Annotated in this window: 12 protein-coding genes; 2 read left to right on the forward strand and 10 right to left on the reverse strand. The window is 65.6% G+C overall.

Annotated features, from left to right (window positions below):
• The first annotated feature begins 102 nt into the window (after positions 1 to 102).
• Entirely contained in the window at positions 103 to 645 is a 543-nt protein-coding gene (locus tag AC1RHV_RS24960) for a cysteine dioxygenase family protein (RefSeq protein WP_054457591.1), read from the forward strand.
• On the opposite strand, the gene AC1RHV_RS24965 is transcribed toward AC1RHV_RS24960, so the two are convergent.
• The 6 genes from AC1RHV_RS24965 to AC1RHV_RS24990 all read right to left on the reverse strand — a co-directional run bounded on the left by AC1RHV_RS24965 (position 626) and on the right by AC1RHV_RS24990 (position 8951).
• Positions 626 to 2320 carry a thiamine pyrophosphate-binding protein gene (locus AC1RHV_RS24965; RefSeq protein ID WP_082401227.1) on the reverse strand — a complete coding sequence of 565 codons (1695 nt, stop codon included), beginning with the start codon at positions 2318 to 2320 and terminating at the stop codon, positions 626 to 628. The genes AC1RHV_RS24960 and AC1RHV_RS24965 overlap by 20 nt on opposite strands.
• 62 nt (positions 2321 to 2382) lie before the next feature.
• Entirely contained in the window at positions 2383 to 3369 is a 987-nt protein-coding gene (locus AC1RHV_RS24970) for a tripartite tricarboxylate transporter substrate binding protein (RefSeq protein WP_175163960.1), read from the reverse strand.
• Positions 3366 to 4121 (reverse strand): GntR family transcriptional regulator, encoded by a 756-nt coding sequence (locus AC1RHV_RS24975; protein ID WP_492302206.1) that lies wholly within the window; start codon positions 4119 to 4121, stop codon positions 3366 to 3368. Before AC1RHV_RS24975 ends, AC1RHV_RS24970 begins: the two co-directional genes overlap by 4 nt.
• Before the next feature lie 198 nt (positions 4122 to 4319).
• Positions 4320 to 5039: a VOC family protein gene (locus AC1RHV_RS24980; RefSeq protein WP_492302212.1), complete on the reverse strand. Its 720-nt coding sequence runs from the start codon at positions 5037 to 5039 to the stop codon at positions 4320 to 4322.
• A gap of 13 nt (positions 5040 to 5052) precedes the next feature.
• Positions 5053 to 7788: a preprotein translocase subunit SecA gene (secA, locus tag AC1RHV_RS24985; protein ID WP_175182178.1), complete on the reverse strand. Its 2736-nt coding sequence runs from the start codon at positions 7786 to 7788 to the stop codon at positions 5053 to 5055.
• A 191-nt stretch (positions 7789 to 7979) separates the two neighbouring features.
• Complete coding sequence (locus AC1RHV_RS24990; RefSeq protein WP_054457596.1) at positions 7980 to 8951, reverse strand: M23 family metallopeptidase; 972 nt, start codon at positions 8949 to 8951, stop codon at positions 7980 to 7982.
• A 127-nt stretch (positions 8952 to 9078) separates the two neighbouring features.
• Here AC1RHV_RS24990 and AC1RHV_RS24995 point away from each other — a divergent pair, with 127 nt between their 5' ends.
• Positions 9079 to 9486 carry a DciA family protein gene (locus tag AC1RHV_RS24995; RefSeq protein WP_082401228.1) on the forward strand — a complete coding sequence of 136 codons (408 nt, stop codon included), beginning with the start codon at positions 9079 to 9081 and terminating at the stop codon, positions 9484 to 9486.
• Positions 9487 to 9781: 295 nt separating this feature from the next.
• Here the strand turns inward: AC1RHV_RS24995 and lpxC are convergent, their stop codons facing one another.
• The 4 genes from lpxC to AC1RHV_RS25015 form a co-directional block, all read right to left on the reverse strand.
• Positions 9782 to 10705 (reverse strand): UDP-3-O-acyl-N-acetylglucosamine deacetylase, encoded by a 924-nt coding sequence (gene lpxC / locus AC1RHV_RS25000; RefSeq protein ID WP_008160097.1) that lies wholly within the window; start codon positions 10703 to 10705, stop codon positions 9782 to 9784.
• 240 nt (positions 10706 to 10945) lie between these two features.
• Complete coding sequence (gene ftsZ / locus AC1RHV_RS25005) at positions 10946 to 12130, reverse strand: cell division protein FtsZ (RefSeq protein ID WP_054457598.1); 1185 nt, start codon at positions 12128 to 12130, stop codon at positions 10946 to 10948.
• Between the two features lie 189 nt (positions 12131 to 12319).
• A complete protein-coding gene (gene ftsA, locus AC1RHV_RS25010) occupies positions 12320 to 13546 on the reverse strand; it encodes a cell division protein FtsA (RefSeq protein ID WP_006217473.1) in 1227 nt (408 codons plus the stop codon).
• Positions 13547 to 13550: 4 nt separating this feature from the next.
• Positions 13551 to 14375, reverse strand: coding sequence for a cell division protein FtsQ/DivIB (locus AC1RHV_RS25015; RefSeq protein WP_054457599.1), 825 nt, complete (start codon positions 14373 to 14375; stop codon positions 13551 to 13553).
• Positions 14376 to 14378 lie beyond the last annotated feature (3 nt).

The raw sequence follows: 14378 nt of genomic DNA on the forward strand, positions 1-14378 counted from the left end.
CGGAATGGAATTTTTTTCCAATCTGCGGCCCTGGCGCGCCGAATTTGGCAAAGGCATTCCAGCGCAAGCTCCTACCATTGAAGCTCTGCCCGGAGGCCTGCCATGTCTTCCATCCAACTCGCCGGCGGCGACCTGCAATCGCTCTGCGCATCGGTGCAGTCCGCCCAATTGAACGCCGCGCGCGCCCTGCTGCGCGACCTGGCCGCCAGCGTCGCCAACGCCGGCGACATGCTGCAGAACCTGCCCGCGGAACTCCGCGGTGGACGGGCCGAGTCCTACACCCGCCATATCGCCTACGCCGACCCGCATGGCGCCTTTACGATGGCCTACCTTATCTGGCGTCCGGGACAGTTCAGCCCGGTGCATGGCCACAAGACCTGGTGCACCTACCAGGTACTACAGGGCGAACTCACCGAAACCCACTACCGCTGGAATCAGGAATCCGCCATCGCCCAGGCCTGCGGCACGGTGATCCGCCGCCCTGGCGACATCCTCACCGCGACGCAAGGCCTGCGCCAGATCCACCGCCTGGGCAATGCCGGCCCGGACATCGCCGTATCACTGCACATCTACGGCGTGGCCCGGGACGACCTCTGCACCGGCGTCAACCACCTGGTCGACAGCGTCAACCCATCCACTGGCTGACCGGCGCGGCCGCGTCCTGCAAGGGCTGCGCCACCACGTCGATCAGCGCCGGGCCGTCATGCTCCATCGCAGCCTTGATGGCGGCATCCAGCTTGGACGGATCCTCGACTCGCCAGGCCTTCACGCCATAAGCCTCGGCGATGCGGGCATGGTCGGTGCGGTTGAAGTCCACGCTGTAGTAGCGCTTGTCGTAGCCCGCCTTCTGGCTGGCCTTGATCCAGCCATAGACGGAGTTCGAGAACACCACCATCAGCAGCGGCGCCTTGTGCCGCACGATGGTTTCCAGTTCGCCCACCGTGAAGCCGAAGCTGCCGTCGCCCATCACCGACACGCACTTGGACTGCGGCCGGCCCACCCAGGCGCCCAGGGCGGCCGACATGGAGAAGCCCAGCGCACCGTGGGCGCGGTTGGTGATGAAGTGCCGGCCGGGGCGCGACACGTCGTAATAGGCGGAAAAATACGGGCAAGGCGTGCCGGGGTCGGCGCAGACCACCGCGTCGTCGGGCAGCAGGCGGTTCAAGGACTGCACCACGCGCTCGGGGCGGATGGGCGCGTCCAGGCTGTGGGCCAGCGGCTCCAGCTGCGCGCGGCGCGCCTCCTTGGCGCGGCCGGCCAGCACCGCGCCGTCGGCGGCGTCGGACGGACGGTGCGCCAGGCGCGCCGCCACCTCCACGCCCAGGGCTTCCAGCGCCAGCTTGGCGTCGCCCACCATGCCGACCTCGGTCAGGTAATTGGCGCCGATCACCATGGGATCGATGTCGATGTGCAGGATGGGCACGTCGCGGTTGGGGAAGCGCCAGTGCTCGGTCGAGGTGGAGCCCGCGCGGCAGCCGACGAACAGCACCACGTCGGCCGCGGCCACCACGTCGCGCGTCGCCATCACGCCGCCGTTGGAGCCGACCACGCCCGCATTCAGGGGATGGGTGTCGGCCAGGCTACCCTGCCCGCTCACGGTCACGCAGACCGCGGCCTTGAGCGATTCAGCCAGCTCCTGCAAGGCGCCGCTGGCGCCGGCGATGACCACGCCGCCGCCGCAGATGATCACCGGCGCCCGCGCGCTGACCAGCCGCTGCGCGGCGCGCGCGACGTCCAGGGGATCCGGCGCGTAGCGCATGGACGGGAAACGCCCGTGCTCGGGCTGGGCCCAGACATCGGACGCGTCCACCTGCTGCTTCATCACGTCGTACGGAAAGCACAGATGGGCCGCGCCAGGCTTGCCGGTGGTCATGGCGCGGAAGGCCGCGCGCACCATGCCGGGAATCTGGTCCGCGCGATCGATGGTACGGTTCCACTTGGTCAGTGGACGGTACAAGGCTTCCTGGTCCAGCTCGGTCAGCGGGTACTTGCCGCGCGAGCCCACCGCCACGTCCGAGGTGATGCCAAGGACCGGAATGGACGATTCGTTGGCCTCCACCAGCCCGGGCAGCAGATAGGTCGCGCCGCCGCCGCTGGGGCCTTCGCACACGCCGACCTTGCCGGTCACGCGGGCATAGGCATCCGCCATGTAGCCGGCGCTGCGCTCGTCGCGCGTCAGGATGTGCTGCATGCCGTGGTCCAGACGGTACAGCGCGTCGTAGAACGGCAGGCTGGTGTCGCCGCACAGGCCGAATATGTGCTTGACGCCGTTGTGCTGCAGCATGCGCACCATGGCTTCGGCGCCGGTCATGTTTTCCATGTCATCTCCACTTGTGTTGCACGCGTCGCGGCCGGGCGCCTCAGCGCCAGGCCGCGAGCCGTTCAGTTGTCCAGATTGATGTTGCTGCTCTTGATGAAGGCGCTCCACCGGTCGTATTCCGACTTCACGTAGGCATCCAGCGCCGGGCCGTCGGAGGCCACGATCTCAAAGCCCGCGTCGGTCACTTTCTTGCGGATTTCCGGGTCGGCCAGTACGGCCTTGAAGTCGGCCGTCAGCTTTTTGACGGTCGCTTCCGGCGTGCCCTTGGGCGCGAACATGCCGCTCCAGGAATAGGCGACAAAGCCGGGGAAGCCGGATTCCGCCACGGTCGGCACGTTGGGCAGATCCGGCAGGCGCTTGTCGCCCGCCACCGCCAGCGGCTTGATCTTGCCGGCCTGGATCTGGCCGCGCAGCGCCGCGAAGCTCAGCCAGGTCATGCTGGCCTGGCCTCCCACCACCGCCTGGATGGCCGGTCCGCCGCCGCCGTACGGCACGTGCAGCAACTCCACCTTCGACAGGCGCTTGAGCTCTTCGGGCGCCAGATGGTTCAGCGAACCCACGCCCGTGGACGCGTAGTTGAACTTGTTGGGCGGCTGCTTGGCGGCCGCGGCCAGGAACTCCTTCAGGTTGTCCCCCGGCACGCTGGGATTGGCGCCCAGCACCAGCGGGAAACGCACCGTCTGCGAAATGGCGACGAAGTCCTTGAACGTGTCGTAGGGCAGCTTGGGTTTCACGGCGGGGTTGATTCCGTGGTTGTCGAAGCTGACCAGCAGCGTGTTGCCGTCGGGTTCGGCGCGCGCCACAAAAGCCGTGGCGATCTGGCTGGCCGCCCCCGGCCGGTTCTCGACCACGACCGCGCGGCCGCCCAATTGCTGAGACAGGCGCGGCTGCAGGATGCGCGCCAGGATGTCGGTGCTGCCTCCGGGCGGATACGGCACGACCAGCACCAGCGGCCGTTCTTCGGCGGCGGCCGGCGCGGCAACGAAGGCTCCCGCCGTGGCGGACAGCATGCATAGCGCAGCCAGTCCGCGCTTTATCCCGTGATTCATAGCTTTTCCCCTGCTTGTATGGTGTTGGCCGGCGCTGCCGTGGCGGGTTCGGCCTGGTCCCGCATGTAAATCGTGGAAAAACCCGTACGTATGACGTCGGTGATCTGGTCCAGGCGGCGGCCGATATGCACGCTCATCAGTGCCGGCAAAGCGTCGATGTCACGCCGCTCCAGCGCCTCGACGATGCGCAGATGCTCGCCCTGGGTATGACTGCGGCGCCCTTGCAGCATGTCGATCCAGCGCACGAAATGGATGCGGGCGTTGACGCTTTCCAGCGCGCGCACGAACTCCTCGTTGCGCGAATAGCGCGCCAGCGTCAGGTGAAAGGCCTCATCGAGTTCCAGCAGGCGGGTGGCGTCGCTGTCCTCGGGCACGTCGCGCGAACGCTCGACGAATTCCCGCAGGCTTGCCAGTTCCTGGTCGGTGGCGCGCTCGCAGGCCGCGCGCACGATGCCCGCCTCCAACACTGCGCGGTATTCGTAAAGGCTGTGGATCTGCTTGGCGTCGAGCAGGCGGGCGATGAAGCCCCGGTTGACCGAGCGAGTCAGGAAACCTTCAACCATCAGCTGGTTCAGCACCTCGCGCAGCGGCGTGCGGCTGACGTTCAGCCTGCGGGCCAGCTCGACCTCGTTGATGCGCTCACCTGGCTTGAATTCGAAGCGCACGGCCATCGCCTTGACCGCGCCATACAGCTCGGCCTGCGCTTCCTTGGTGCGCGCTGCAGGCCGGATTGCGACTGAGGGTTGCGTCATGCCGGATCACCTGGTCGGTTGGATCGTCGGGAATGAACTGCATACTAAAGTGCATACACTTTACCCAACAACCCCGGGTTTCCCCGGAAGCGGGCTCTTGCCAGCCGCGTTCACCATGCCTTTCGGGACAAAAAAAAGCCCGCAACGCGGACGTTGCGGGCGATTTTGTCCTTGTCAGCGGCATCTGCCGCCTGGCGCTTACAGGCCGGTATCCAGCGTGTAATGCGCGCCGTCCTTGTTTTCCAGAGTCAGCGTCGACAGCGTAGGCCCCGCCGCTGCGGCATCGTGGCTCACATGGATGCGCAGGTTGGCCAGCGGCACATCCCAGCCACCGCTGGCGGCTTCGGCCTGCACCCCGGCCACCAGCGCCAGGCGCTCGGCGACCGCGCGCGCATCGGGCGCGCGGGCATCGATGCGCAGCAAGCTGCGCGCGCCGTTGGGGTGCGCCATGAGTTCGGGCGACCACACGCATTCGGGCGTCAGATGGCGACAGAAATACATGCGGATGCCGGGCAAGGGCTGCTCGGCGAAACGCACGGTGTGGAAACGGGCCTGGACTTCCTGGCCGTCCAGCATGGCAGGACGGCTCAGTTCCTGGACGGGATTGACGGCAAAGCCTGCCGCCAGCAGGCGCTCACGGGTGGCTTCGGCGTCATGGGTGCGGAACACCAGCGCCTCCAGCCCGAACGGGGAATCAGCGATTTCCTTGCGCGCGGGCGGCGCGCCGGGCGGCCAGCCCAGCAATTCGACGTACGTGCCTTCCAGCACGATCAAGCGGTTGCACGACCCCAGGTTGTGCACCGCCTTGTCGCTCAGATGAAAACCCTGGCGCTCGAAATGCGGGGCCAGCGCATCCAGCCGGTCGCGCACCATGACCACGGCATGGTCGAATTCAGTGCGGCCGACGGAATGCAGCATCATGACTCCTGGATCAGACGAGCTTGCCGTGGCACTGCTTGTACTTCTTGCCGCTGCCGCAAGGGCACGGGTCGTTGCGGCCGACCTTGGGCAAGGCATTGCGCACGGGCTGCGCACCGCTTTCCGGTTCAGACTGGGCCAGCGCTTCGTCGTAGTCGGAATGGTGGTATTGCACGTTCTGCACGTGCGGCTGCGCCGCTTCGGCTTCGGCCTGTTCGACCTGCTCCTGCGACTGCACGCGCACCGTCATCAGCACCCGGACCACGTCGTCGCGGATGCGATCCAGCATGCCCGAGAACAGCTCGAAGGCTTCGCGCTTGTATTCCTGCTTGGGGTTCTTCTGCGCATAACCGCGCAGATGGATGCCCTGGCGCAGGTAGTCCAGCGCCGACAGGTGTTCGCGCCAGTGCGTGTCGATCGCCTGCAGCATGATCGAACGCTCGAACTGCGACCACGATTCCGTGCCCACCTGGTCGACCTTGGCCTGATAGGCCTCGCGCGCGGCGCTCACCACGCGTTCGCGCAGGTCGTCGTCGGTCAGGTTGGTTTCCTTTTCCAGCATTTCCGTCAGCGGCAGCTGCACATGCCAGTCAGCCTCCAGCGCCTTCTGCAGCGCCGGCACATCCCACTGTTCTTCCACCGATTCCGGCGGCACGTAGGTGTTGAACATCTCGGTCACGGCGGCGTCGCGCAGGTTCTGCACGGTGGCGCCCACGCTGGCGGCTTCCAGCACGTCATTGCGCTGCGAATACAGCACCTTGCGCTGGTCGTTGGCGACGTCGTCGTATTCCAGCAATTGCTTGCGGATGTCGAAGTTGCGGCCTTCCACCTTGCGTTGCGCGGTCTCGATCGAACGCGTCACCATGCCGGCCTCGATGGGTTCGCCCTCGGGCAGCTTCAGGCGTTCCATGATGGCGCGCACGCGGTCGCCCGCGAAGATGCGCATCAGCGAGTCTTCCAGCGACAGGTAGAAGCGCGACGAGCCCGGATCGCCCTGGCGGCCCGCACGGCCGCGCAACTGGTTGTCGATACGGCGCGATTCGTGGCGTTCGGTGCCGATGATGCGCAGGCCGCCAGCGGCCTTGACCTGCTCGTTCAGCGGCTTCCATTCGGCGCGCACCTTTTCGATGCGGGCGCTCTTCTCGGCATCGGACAGCGATTCGTCGGCGCGGATCAGATCGACCTGCTTGTCGACGCTGCCGCCCAGCACGATGTCGGTGCCGCGGCCCGCCATGTTGGTGGCGATGGTGATGTGGCCAGGCTTGCCGGCCTCGGCGACGATCTCGGCTTCACGGGCGTGCTGCTTGGCGTTCAGCACTTCGTGCGGCAGCTTGGCTTTCTTCAGCAGGCCCGACAGCAGCTCGGAGTTCTCGATGCTGGTGGTACCCACCAGCACCGGCTGGCCGCGTTCGTGGCAGTCGCGGATGTCTTCGAGGATGGCGTTGTACTTTTCGCCGTCGGTCTTGAAGACCTGGTCGTTCTGGTCCTTGCGGACCATGGGCTTGTTGGTCGGGATGATGACCGTTTCGAGCCCGTAGATTTCCTGGAATTCGTAGGCTTCCGTGTCGGCCGTGCCGGTCATGCCGGACAGCTTTTCGTACATGCGGAAGTAATTCTGGAACGTGATCGACGCCAGCGTCTGGTTCTCGTGCTGGATCTTCACGCCTTCCTTGGCCTCGACCGCCTGGTGCAGGCCGTCGGACCAGCGGCGGCCCACCATCAGGCGGCCGGTGAATTCGTCGACGATGACCACTTCGCCGTCCTGCACCACGTACTGCTGGTCGCGGAAGAACAGCGTGTTGGCGCGCAGCGCCACCATCAGGTGGTGCATCAGCGCGATATGGCGCGGGTCGTACAGCGATTCGCCTTCCGGCAGGATGCCCAGGCGCGACAGGATGCCTTCGGCGTTTTCGTGCCCGGCTTCGGACAGGTAGACCTGCTGGCTCTTTTCGTCGACCCAGTAGTCGCCTTCGGGTTCCGGCTCCTGCGGCTTCGGCTCATGCGCCATGCGCTTGAGCAGCGGCGGCACCGCGTTCATGCGGACGTAGAGTTCGGTATGGTCTTCGGCCTGGCCGGAGATGATCAGCGGGGTACGGGCTTCGTCGATCAGGATCGAGTCCACTTCGTCGACGATGGCGTAGAACAGGCCGCGCTGGCGACGGTCTTCAACACGGTATTCCATGTTGTCGCGCAGGTAGTCGAAGCCGAATTCGTTATTGGTGCCGTAGGTGATGTCGGCCTGGTAGGCCGCCTTCTTTTCCTCGTTGGGCTGCTGCGGCACCACCACGCCCGTGCTCAGGCCCAGGAAGTGGTACAGGCGCCCCATCCATTCGGCGTCGCGGCGCGCCAGGTAGTCGTTCACCGTGACCACGTGCACGCCCTTGCCGGCGATCGCGTTCAGGTAGACCGGCAGCGTTGCCATCAGGGTCTTGCCTTCGCCCGTGCGCATTTCGGCGATCTTGCCGCTGTGCAGGGCGATGCCGCCCAGCATCTGCACGTCGAAGTGGCGCATGCCGAACACCCGCTTGCCGGCTTCGCGAACAACCGCGAAGGCTTCGGGCAGCAGATCGTCCAGGGACGTACCCTGGGCGTGACGGGACCGGAATTCCTCGGTTTTGGCCGCCAGCTCCGCGTCGGAAAGCGCGGAGATCTTGGGTTCGAGCCCATTGATCTGGGTTACCAGCTTGCGATACTGCTTAAGCAGCCGGTCGTTGCGGCTGCCTATGAGTTTTTTGAGCAGAGAAACCATGCGTATGTCGGCCGCACGAGCCACGCCGCGCCCACGAAAGGCCGGAGCAGCGTCACCCGTGACTTGATGTTATTGGTTGAGCGGGGGTCCGCTGGAAAACGAACCAGTTTAACGCACATGGAGCGCAATAGCCTGAACCTATGGCCAGGGTAGCGCTGCCGGCCGGTTTGACCGGCGCGGGCCGCCCAGGTTCACTGGGCGGCGTGGGCCACCGTGGAAGGCGGTGCGGTCTGGTGCGGCCCCAGGAACAGGCGCGGGTCCAGCGGCTGTCCCGCCAGACGGACTTCGAAGTGCAAATGCGGCCCCGTGGAACGGCCGGAGCTGCCCACGCGGGCCACTTGCTGGCCGCGTTCGACGAGCTGCCCCTGCTTCACCATCAGGGAGGAAGCGTGGGCGTAGCGGGTGATCAGGCCGTCGCCGTGATCGATCTCGACCATGTTGCCGTAGCCCGGCTGGAACTTGGACTCCAGCACCACGCCACCCGAGGCCGCCAGGATGGGCGTACCCGGAGGCGCGGCGAAATCCAGGCCTTCGTGCATGGCGCTGCGGCCGGTCACGGGGTTGCGGCGCCAGCCATACGACGAACTGAGGTAGGGATAATCGGTGATCGGCATCGCGGTCGGCATGCGCGCCTGGTCCGCCGACCGCTTGGTCAGCGCCGCGTCCAGCAGTTTCAGATTGTCGGACTGCTGGGCCAGCCTGGCCTGGATCTCGTCGAGCTGGCGGCCCAGCGCCTCGGCCGAGGCCGCGCTGGGCGGCGGGTGGTCGGTGAACAGATCGTCCATGACCTGGGTGGCTTCGGGCTGGGTCAGCGCCTCGGGTTGCGCCACGGCCAGCTGCTTGGCCAATTCGGGGTCGGTATAGGCCACGCCGGCCACCTTGGCCACGCGCTGGCCCAAGCCGTCGATGCTTACCAGCTTGGCCTGCAACGCACCGACCTTGGCGGCCAGCAGATTCATGTTGCCGCGCAGGAAATCGGCATCGCGCCCGGGTTGGCCCGCCAGGGGCCAGCCCACGGCATGTACGGCCGGCAGGATCGGAGTAAGGTATCGTTGTAATGCGGCGCCAAAGATGGCGGCCGTGATCAAGGCGCCCCCCAGAAACAGCGCGAGGCGCGCGCCGCCCAGGGTGAAATGCCCGTCCTGCCCGTCGCGGGCGTGCATAATCACGATTTTCAAGGTTTGCTTCCTAATTCTTAGAGCCGGGATGAATAGACCCACTTCATACCGTCAACGTTCCAGTTCCAGCCGGCGGAAAGAAGATACCGCCCTGGGATGGCTGGGTCATGACATGCGGGGCGCCGGAGTTCTGGCGACCGCCCGCAAGCACCTGCAAATTCAGTACGCGGTGGCGGCGGTTCTGCCCGCCCCGCTGGGCGCCGTATGCCAGGTGGGCAAGCTGGAAAACCAGTGCCTCCACCTGGTGGTGCCGAGTGCCGCGCATGCGGCCAAGATGCGTCAATTGGCACCGCGCATCGCGCGGTCCCTGGCAGACCAAGGCTGGAACCTTAACGAAATCGCCGTCAAGGTACAAGCGGGTTTGCCCAAGCCCGGCGCCCGTCAGCCGCGCCCTCCCAAAGAGGCGCAACCGCTGGGCAATACCGCCCTGGGCGCGTTCGAGACACTGCACGGCAACCTGCGGCCCGGTCCTCTGGCCGACGCGGTCGCCAAGCTCTTGAAGCATCACAAGAGTAGCTGAAGCCGGCAGGGTTGTCCTTGATCCGGCGCACCCGGAAACGAAGCGAAACCAAGTTCTCGGACGGATCGATACTATGGTTTACCGCCGGTTTGCGCCTTAAGCGCTAGGGGATTACGACCGCAGCCATCCGTCGGGAACCGCACCGGGGAATTACCGCGAACGATCAGGAATCAAGCAAGAACCCCGTCGCGCAAGATGATAGCGCGGGCGCCGCGGAGCCGGCTTTACCGGTCCGCCAGCACCGCCCCTCAGGGGGCCCGCGTCAGGGGGTTGGGGATGGGCCTGGCCTTGCCGCTCAGGCCAGCTTCCACTCGTGGCGGAACGCCTGCGGCGCCTCCGCCTGCGATTCGTAGGTGATCAGTTCCCAGGCATCGCGCTGCTCCAGCAGCGCGCGGGCCAGCTGGTTGTTCAGGCCGTGGCCCGACTTGCACGCGACATAGCGCGCCACCAGGGGCTTGCCCAGCAGATACAGGTCGCCGATGGCGTCCAGGATCTTGTGTTTTACAAATTCGTCGTCGTAGCGCAGACCGTCGCTGTTGAGCACGCGGTACTCGTCCATGACGATGGCGTTGTCCAGGCTGCCGCCGCGGGCCAGGCCCATGGAGCGCAAGGCCTCGACTTCGTTGACGAAACCGAAGGTGCGCGCGCGGGCGATTTCACGCACGTACGAATGCGTAGCGAAATCGATCTCGGCGAAATTGGCCGTGGAGTCGATGGCGGGGTGGCGGAAATCAATCGAAAACGCCAGCGCATAGCCTTCGTGCGGTTCCAGCCGGGCCCACTTCTCGTTGCGGCCTTCGCCTTCGCGCACTTCCACCGGCTTCAGGACGCGGATGAATTGCTTGGGCGCGTTCTGTTCGACGATGCCTGCCGAGCGCAGCAGGTAGACAAACGTGGCCGCACTGCCGTCCATGATGGGGACTTCTTCGGCAGTGAGGTCGATATGCAGGTTGTCGATGCCCAAGCCGGCCAGCGCCGACATCAGGTGTTCCACCGTCGACACGCGGACATTGCCTTGCTGCAGCACCGATGCCATGCGCGTGTCGCCCACGCCCGTGGCCTGCGCGGGCAGGTCCACGACCTGCGGCAGGTCGACGCGGTGGAAAACGATGCCCGTATTCGGTTGTGCCGGGCGCAAGGTGAGCTCGACCCGCCGTCCGGAGTGGACGCCGACGCCTGTCGTGCGGACGAGATTTTGAATGCTGCGCTGTCGGAACATGAGACTTGGGTGTTTTGAGCCAGGAAGCCGGCAAGAAGACGAGCAGATTGCCGGCGTAACTGACGTATTGTAACTCTGTCCGATCCCTGGCGCCATTTGGCGTCCGGACCGACCGATACCTCCGTCCCTTATTGAAACCGTGCAAGGGAAACACGGACCGCTCCGCCTCCGGCCTGCCTGTGGGGACAGGCAAGCCGGAGATGAGGGAGTGCGTTTAGAGCCCGAAACGGGCTCTCAAGTTCAATCCGCCTGCTTGCGCAGGAATGCCGGGATGTCGAAATGATCCATGCCCGAGCTTTCCAGAGCACGCACCTGGGCCGACGCCTGGCTGCGCGGATTGCGCATGACAGACGGCATGTCCAGGTTGCGGTAATCGCCTTGACCGCCAGCCGGCATCGCGCCCATGGGCATGTTGTCGGTGCCGGTACGCAGCACTTCAGCGGTGTTCTGCACCAGCTGCGGACGCGCTTGCGCACGGCCCAGGCCGGTCGCAACCACGGTCACGCGCAGGTTTTCACCCATGGACTCGTCATAGGCGGTGCCGAAGATCACGGTCGCGTCGTCCGAAGCGTAGCTGCGGATCGTTTCCATGATTTCGCGCGTTTCGCGCATCTTCAGCGAGCGGCTGGCGGTGATGTTGACCAGCACGCCGCGAGCGCCGTTCAGGTCCACGCCTTCCAGCAGCGGGCAAGCAATCGCGTGCTCGGCAGCCACGCGGGCGCGGTCTGCGCCCGAAGCCGATGCCGTGCCCATCATGGCCTGGCCCTGCTCGCCCATGATCGTCTTGACGTCTTCGAAGTCGACGTTGACGTTGCCTTCGACGTTGATGATTTCGGCTATGCCCGCGCAAGCGTTGTGCAGGATGTCGTCGGCCGAACGGAAGCAGTCTTCCTGCGTCGCGTCCTCGTCCATCAGTTCATAGAGGTTCTCGTTGAGCACCACGATGAGCGAATGCACGTGCTTGGCCAGTTCCGAGATACCGTCCTCGGCCATCTTCAGGCGCTTGTTGCCTTCGAAGGTGAAAGGCTTGGTGACCACGCCCACGGTCAGGATGCCCAGTTCCTTGGCGACTTCGGCCACGACCGGACCTGCGCCGGTGCCGGTGCCACCGCCCATGCCGGCGGTGATGAAGACCATGTGCGCGCCGTTCAGCGCGGCACGGATCTCCTCGCGCGCGGTCTCAGCCGACGCGCGTCCCTGCTCGGGCTTGGCGCCCGCGCCCAGGCCGGTGCGGCCCAGACGGATCTGCACCGGGGCGTTGGTCGCCGCCAGTGCCTGCGCATCGGTGTTGGCGCAGATGAAATCCACGCCGTGCACACCGCTGCGAATCATGTGCGCCACGGCATTGCCGCCCGCACCGCCCACACCAACGACCTTGATAACGGTCCCTTTGGTGTTGTTCTCAAGCATCTCAAAGTTCATCATGATGACTCCCTCACAAGTCCGATTTCGCAAATCACAAAAATTCCCCAACCAACCTATGTTTTGTGAATCGCCTCAAACTCGTCGCCGGACGGGCCCGCAACGGGTTTGAAGCGCCTCCCCTCTTCTGGCCCGGTCCGCAATACCGCTACGAACCGCACCAAGGACAAGCCCCAACCTGCCCTTTACAACTCAGTTCATGAACCATTCCTTCATGCGCGCCAGCAGGCTCTTGAAGTTGCCTGTCTGGGCGGCGACCTTGCGGCCGCGCACGCGCTGCATTCTTGCTTCCTGCAACAAGCCCATCACCGTCGAGAAGCGCGGATTGCGCATCACGTCGGCCAGGCTGCCTTCGTATTCGGGCACAGCCACGCGCACCGGCTTGAGGAACACGTCCTCCGCCAGTTCGATCATGCCCGGCAGTTGCGCCGAACCGCCGGTCAGGACCACGCCGGAAGCCAGCAGGTCCTCGTAGCCGGAGTCGCGCACGACCTGCTGCACCAGCGTGAACAGTTCTTCGACGCGCGGCTCGATCACGGCGCCCAGCGCCTGGCGCTTGACCTGGCGCGGGCCGCGGTCGCCCAGGCCGGGCACTTCCACGGATTCGTCGGGGCTGGCCAGCACCTGCTTGGCCACGCCGTAGCGCAGCTTGATTTCCTCGGCATCGGGCGTCGGCGTGCGCAGCATCGCGGCGATGTCGTTGGTGATCTGGTCGCCGGCGATGGGCAGCACGGCGGTGTGGCGGATCGCGCCGCCGGTGAAGATGGCCACGTCGGTGGTGCCGCCGCCGATGTCGACCAGCACGACGCCGAGTTCCTTTTCATCGGCGGTCAGCACGGCCAGGCTCGAGGCCAGGGGCTGCAGGATCAGGTCCTGCACTTCCAGGCCGCAGCGGCGCACGCACTTCACGATGTTCTGGGCGGCGCTGACCGCGCCGGTCACGATGTGCACGCGCACTTCCAGGCGCAGGCCGCTCATGCCGATGGGCTCGCGGATGTCTTCCTGGCCGTCGACGATGAACTCCTGCGTCAGCACGTGCAGCACCTGCTGGTCGGTCGGGATGTTCACCGCCTTGGCGGTCTCGATGACGCGGGCAACGTCGGTGGCGGTGACTTCCTTGTCCTTCACGGCGACCATGCCGCTGGAATTGAAGCTGCGGATATGGCTGCCGGCAATGCCGGTGTAGACGTCGCGAATCTTGCAATCTGCCATCAGCTCGGCTTCTTCAAGCGCGCGCTGAATGGAATTCACAGTGGTCTCGATATTGACGACCACGCCCTTGCGCATGCCGCGCGATTCGTGCTGGCCGAGGCCCAGCACTTCGAATCGCCCTTCAGGCAAAATTTCAGCCACCACAGCCACCACCTTGCTGGTGCCGATATCGAGGGCGACGATAAGGTCCTTGATGTCACGGGTCATGGCGTTAGCGTTTCTTGGGAGGTTTCGGTATGGATTTGGATTTGGTTTCCGACGGCGGCAACGGGGCCAGCGCCAGGGCGAAACCATTGGGATAGCGCAAATCGGCCTGCGTCACGGTGCGCCCTTCCAGGCGCCCCGCCACGGCGGGCCACGCCTGCACAAAACGTTGAATGCGGGCCGCGAACGGCAGAGCGCCGGGCAGGCCATGCGGATCCGGCGCATCGGCGCCCGGATCGCGGCCCAGGTCCAGCGACATGCCGTTGGACAACACCACGCGCCAGGCGTAGCGCGGACTCAGGTCCAGCTGCGTGACGTGCATGTCCAGCGGGGCGAACCAGCGCGCCAATTCGGCGTAGCGCTGCACGACCAGCGACTCGGTGCCTTCCGGACCGGAGAACTGCGGCAGAACGGTCTCGTCGTCCACCTCGCCCGTGTTGGCCGTGAACGCCTCGCCCCAGGTGTTGATCATCTGGTTCTCGTTCCACAACGCCAGGGGCTGCTGTTCCTCGATCCGCACGCGCAACACATTGGGCCAGATCCGCCGCACGGTGGCGTGCCGGACCCACGGCACCGATTCGAAGATCTCGCGCGCTTCGTCCAGGTCCACCGTGAAGAAATTGCCCTTGAAGCGGCCCGCGATCGCCGATCGCACCGCCCCCGTGGACACGTAGTGCAGCTCGGTGTCCGGCATCGACTCCAGCTCGATGGCCTGCAGCGTGAAGAACGGGCGTTGCGCCACCCACACCACACCCGCGACGAGCATGGCACAAACCGCCAGCACGGCCAGCGTGTTGGCGATCAGGTTGGTGGTGCGAGCGTCGTTCCACACAGA

The organism is Achromobacter sp. GW823-FHT04E03, assembly GCF_058796095.1.

Coding starts and splice junctions, on each gene's coding strand:
- AC1RHV_RS24990 (WP_054457596.1), bottom strand. CDS start 8,951: ATGCACGCCCGCGACGGGCAGGACGGGCATTTCACCCTGGGCGGCGCG.
- AC1RHV_RS24975 (WP_492302206.1), bottom strand. CDS start 4,121: ATGACGCAACCCTCAGTCGCAATCCGGCCTGCAGCGCGCACCAAGGAA.
- secA (WP_175182178.1), bottom strand. CDS start 7,788: ATGGTTTCTCTGCTCAAAAAACTCATAGGCAGCCGCAACGACCGGCTG.
- lpxC (WP_008160097.1), bottom strand. CDS start 10,705: ATGTTCCGACAGCGCAGCATTCAAAATCTCGTCCGCACGACAGGCGTC.
- AC1RHV_RS24995 (WP_082401228.1), top strand. CDS start 9,079: ATGCGGGGCGCCGGAGTTCTGGCGACCGCCCGCAAGCACCTGCAAATT.
- AC1RHV_RS24970 (WP_175163960.1), bottom strand. CDS start 3,369: ATGAATCACGGGATAAAGCGCGGACTGGCTGCGCTATGCATGCTGTCC.
- ftsA (WP_006217473.1), bottom strand. CDS start 13,546: ATGACCCGTGACATCAAGGACCTTATCGTCGCCCTCGATATCGGCACC.
- AC1RHV_RS24980 (WP_492302212.1), bottom strand. CDS start 5,039: ATGCTGCATTCCGTCGGCCGCACTGAATTCGACCATGCCGTGGTCATG.
- ftsZ (WP_054457598.1), bottom strand. CDS start 12,130: ATGATGAACTTTGAGATGCTTGAGAACAACACCAAAGGGACCGTTATC.
- AC1RHV_RS24960 (WP_054457591.1), top strand. CDS start 103: ATGTCTTCCATCCAACTCGCCGGCGGCGACCTGCAATCGCTCTGCGCA.
- AC1RHV_RS24965 (WP_082401227.1), bottom strand. CDS start 2,320: ATGGAAAACATGACCGGCGCCGAAGCCATGGTGCGCATGCTGCAGCAC.